Below are 4,046 nucleotides of genomic sequence, written 5' to 3'. Positions count from 1 at the left end.
TTTTCCGCGCCCCAGGCGGGCCGGAGAACCTCAAACCGGTTTTCTGGAAGGCTATAAAAAACAACGGTTATTATTCAATTGGCTGGAATGTAGTGGGTGGGGATGACAACCCCCGGGGCGTGACACCCGGGCAAGTGTACAACAATGTGCTCAACGGGTTGAATAAGGTGGAGAAACTGCACATAACGCCCATCATCATGCTTCACGACGGAACGCAACTGAATACCTTGAAGGCGTCACCCAATACAACCCTGGGACATTACATCGAGAACCGGGAAGCCGTAATCAAAGCTTTACCGAAGATCATTGAATTGCTGAAATCCAGAGGCTATACCTTTGCCATTGTAGATGAAAAAAATATTCCGGCGGCATGGTAAAGAAAAATGTAAGGAAGAGGTTGCCCCCGCACCAGAATACTTGTTTCACCAGACAGAAAACAGCCGGGATAAGCACCGACAAAAAAAGTGGCCGGCAGGCCACCTTTTATTGTTCCATTTGTTTTGCCAGAAAGCCAGCAGCCGTTTCAGCCAGCTTCAACTCCAGTTCGCCCATTTTGACGTCCGGCTCCCTGGAGGCCAGGATCACCGCTCCAATGGGATCACCTTCGGCGATGATGGGAGCGATAACCTCGGCTGAATACTTGCATTCCCCTTCTTCCGCAGTCAGGCATTCCTTGCAGTAGGGTGTTTCCCCGGGATTATTGATGATCACTGCCTTGCGCTCTTCCATCACTTTTTCCACGGCCGCACCAATAGGTTTATTCAGGTATTCTTTTTTGGGCGCTCCGGCAACGGCAATAATGGTATCCCGGTCGGCAATACAGGCTATGTGCCCCAGAGCCTCATGCAGGGAATCGGCATATTCTTTGGCAAAGTCACCCAGCTCGCCAATGGGCGAGTATTTTTTTAAGATTACCTCGCCTTCCCTGTCTACAAAAATTTCCAGAGGGTCCCCTTCACGGATGCGAAGCGTCCTTCTGATTTCCTTGGGAATTACTACTCTTCCTAGATCGTCAATGCGGCGAACAATGCCCGTTGCTTTCATGGTCACCCTTCCCTCCCTTTTTGCGATCTGGCACGATTGAACTTTCCAGTGATAGTATATAACAGGAGGTAAGGACTTATTCATTTTTTTCCAATGTAAAACAAATATTTTTCATTTTTGTGGACAACGGCTTTTTTTCTCGTTTTCGCTATAAAATGCTCTTTATCATAATCTACTGAAAATTACTTCGCCATATTTTGTCAGAAAAACAGCAAAATAATAATCACGAGGACAGCCGCAATAGAAAGGGCCAGGTAATCCTCCAGCCTCTCCGTAACAAACACGGAGTAAAGTTCTCCTTCATCCTCCTCCGGAAAATGTCCGTTTTTATCCTCATAAAGCAACAATCGTCCACCCCCTCTTGTTCCTTTCAGGGCTTATGCGGCACAAACAAAAGTACAACAACCAGGGCCAGCAGGGCCTTTAAAAAAGCGGCCACTGTACCCACAACAAGCGGCTTGCTCCCCGCCCGCCTCAATTCGACCAGAGATATACGCATCCCCTGGCCGGCGAGACCGATAGCAAAAAACCAGCTGTACAGGTGCCGGATGATGGTGAGTTCCCTGGAAGGAGGAGAAGTGGGCCCCAGAAGGCCAAAGGAAGTAAGAAAAACCATGGCCAGGAAGCCCAGCACAAAAACGGGAAACCTGCTCCAAAGGCCGGTATTGATATTCACTTCTTCTTCCGGCGTGAAGTGGCGGCTGGCATACAGAGCCAGGAAGAGGACCACAAAAGGCAGGAAAATTACCCGCGTCAGGTTGTAGATTTCCCCGGTTTTCAGGCTTTCCGAAGGATGGGTGACCGTACCGGGGTCAAAAGTGAGGCATACCGCCAGAACCTGACCGGAATTCATTATGCCCGTGCCTGCCCAGACACCGAACTGGTGTGGAGTCAAACCCAGCAGTGTCCCGACCACCGGAAAAACAAAAAGGTTAACCAATCCGAAGAACAAAATAGTGGCAATGGAATAAACCACGTCGGTATTTTTTGCCCGCACTGCCGGAGCAGTGGCCAGAATAGCCGAAACACCGCATACCGCCGTCCCTGCCGCCAGGGTGGCGGCACCGGCCGGGTCCATACCCACCCTGTTTCCCAACCAGATGGTAAATAACAGCATGAGCAGAATAAAGCTGACGATAATGATGACAGCCGTGCTGCCCAGCCTGGCCAGGTCCGCAACGCTGTATAACGAACCCAGCAAGATAACGCCTATTTTAATGAACAGGCTGGAAGTTTGAATACCCGGTGCCGCCCAGCGGGGAATCCCCAGGAGATTCCCCACCAGCATGCCCAGGACAATTGAAATGAGGATGTGGTTCAGGTGGAGAATATCAATAAAGAGCCTCCTGGCCAGGGGACCGGTGGCGAGAAGATTTTCCAATCCCGGCCACCAGGGTAATCCCAAATCAACCCCTCCCCGGGCCAGAAAGGCAATCATACACATGAGGAAAATCCCGGGAAAAGTTTTTAATAAAAAGGATGCCTTCAAAGCCGGGACCCCACCTTAAAAAACGTATCTGAAATAAAATTTTATCAAAAAAGAGGCCTTAAAAAAAGCCCCCCTCCTCGAGGACATCGAGTGGGGGTTTCGCTGTTTATATTATCACCCTGCAGTTTGTGAACATATAACTCCAGTTTACTGAAGGAACCGGTGAACCGTACTTTTCTGCCCGGGTATGTTGACAGGGATGTTTAATGGTGATGGTTAGCTCTCCCTTTATCCATGCATAAAATCCTGCACGTTGCTCAATACGCGGTTTAAAACATCGAACCGCCGCCGCCCGCTGTAGCCGTCCACCTCGTCATAGACCAGGGCCCCGGTGGGACAGGCGCGTACACAGGCCGGTATCCCGGTTTCACCGCGGCACTCCAGATCGCACTTCAGGGCCATGGTACCCCGGGCATCGCTACGGATTACACCATACGGGCAGACCATCACGCACATCCAGCAGGCAGTACACTGCTGTTCCCCACCCACATTGGTCACCGTGCCGTCCTCCCGACGGTGCATCGCTCCCGCAATGCAGGCGTCAATGCAAGGGGCGTCCAGGCAGTGCCGGCAGTTGAGAGGGGCCTTGTATCCACCCACCTGGTGGACAAAAATGCGGGCGCGGGGTTTTTCGCCATTTGAGACGGCAGCCAGGAGGCTGCCCGCACTGGAGTGGGCCACGGCACAGGCCAGCTGGCAGGAACGGCAGCCCAGGCAGCGGTCAAAACGGATTAAAACTTCTTTCGGCATTCTCCCCACCCCCCCCTAAATGCCCAGAGCGGCCCGTTTATCATCAATATGCGCGATGATTAACTCAGCTGCCCTGAAGGGGTCGGTTTCCACCGCAAAATAGCCACCAACCAGGTCTTTCGCCTGCCTGGTGAGCAAATCCGCCACCACACTGCTCCCCAGTACGGGAGGTACAGTGCCCAGAACGGTGAAGATCCCGGAAGCAACCACATAGGCGCCGATGCTCACCGCCTTTTCCGACATCCACTCGGGCGCTGCCCCGGCTACCGGCAGGTCGGCAATATCCACACCGAGCTCTCTGGCAATGGCCGCTGCCACCACCAGGATCCGGCTGATATCCACACAGGAACCCATGTGCAAAACGGGCGGGATACCCAGTGTGCGGCAGACACCGGCCAGGCCCGGCCCGGCAAGCTCCGCCGCTTCCGGCAGAAGGAGTCCGGCCTTGGCGCTGGCAATGGCCGCGCAGCCGGTTTCGACCACCAGCACGTCCCGGGCGATCAGGGCTTTCGCCATGTTTACATGGTTGTAATCCTGGGTGACTTTCGGGTTATTGCAGCCCACCAGAGCGGCAATTCCCCTGATTGATTTGTTTTTAATCGCCCCGACGAGCGGTGCCAGGGAACCTCCCAGCGCACCTAAAATAGCTTCCACGCTGAAACCAGCCACATATTCGCTGGTTTCTTGAGGAATGAAAACGCGGTTTTTGTCCCGGTTGGGGTAATTTTCGATGGCCTGGCGGATAATCTCGCGGGCGGTTTCA

Annotated in this window: 4 protein-coding genes and 2 pseudogenes; 1 reads left to right on the top strand and 5 read right to left on the bottom strand. The window is 53.1% G+C overall.

The window, feature by feature from the left end; translation table 11 throughout:
• Window positions 1-377 (top strand): annotated as a pseudogene (locus ACPLUI_RS12055) (hypothetical protein); the annotation flags it as partial.
• A gap of 106 nt (window positions 378-483) precedes the next feature.
• On the opposite strand, the gene spoVT reads toward ACPLUI_RS12055, so the two are convergent.
• From spoVT to ACPLUI_RS12030, 5 genes and pseudogenes are all read right to left on the bottom strand, one after another.
• Complete coding sequence (gene spoVT, locus ACPLUI_RS12050) at window positions 484-1,044, bottom strand: stage V sporulation protein T (RefSeq protein ID WP_424660505.1); 561 nt, start codon at window positions 1,042-1,044, stop codon at window positions 484-486.
• A gap of 200 nt (window positions 1,045-1,244) precedes the next feature.
• Complete coding sequence (locus ACPLUI_RS12045) at window positions 1,245-1,391, bottom strand: hypothetical protein (protein WP_424660504.1); 147 nt, start codon at window positions 1,389-1,391, stop codon at window positions 1,245-1,247.
• A 23-nt stretch (window positions 1,392-1,414) separates the two neighbouring features.
• Window positions 1,415-2,488 carry a YeiH family protein gene (locus tag ACPLUI_RS12040; protein ID WP_424660503.1) on the bottom strand — a complete coding sequence of 358 codons (1,074 nt, stop codon included), beginning with the start codon at window positions 2,486-2,488 and terminating at the stop codon, window positions 1,415-1,417.
• A 273-nt stretch (window positions 2,489-2,761) separates the two neighbouring features.
• On the bottom strand, window positions 2,762-3,283 hold the full coding sequence (locus ACPLUI_RS12035) for a 4Fe-4S dicluster domain-containing protein (protein WP_424660502.1): 522 nt from the start codon (window positions 3,281-3,283) through the stop codon (window positions 2,762-2,764).
• A 15-nt stretch (window positions 3,284-3,298) separates the two neighbouring features.
• Window positions 3,299-4,046: pseudogene (locus ACPLUI_RS12030) on the bottom strand (anaerobic carbon-monoxide dehydrogenase catalytic subunit); the annotation flags it as partial.

The organism is Desulfofundulus sp. (assembly GCF_049701015.1).
Lineage (GTDB): Bacteria > Bacillota > Desulfotomaculia > Desulfotomaculales > Desulfovirgulaceae > Desulfofundulus.
This window is presented reverse-complemented; position numbering and strand designations above follow the sequence as displayed.

What these genes read in the sequence shown, in the direction of transcription:
- spoVT (WP_424660505.1), bottom strand. Translation starts at nt 1,044, where the DNA reads ATGAAAGCAACGGGCATTGTTCGCCGCATTGACGATCTAGGAAGAGTA.
- ACPLUI_RS12040 (WP_424660503.1), bottom strand. Translation starts at nt 2,488, where the DNA reads ATGTGTATGATTGCCTTTCTGGCCCGGGGAGGGGTTGATTTGGGATTA.
- ACPLUI_RS12035 (WP_424660502.1), bottom strand. Translation starts at nt 3,283, where the DNA reads ATGCCGAAAGAAGTTTTAATCCGTTTTGACCGCTGCCTGGGCTGCCGT.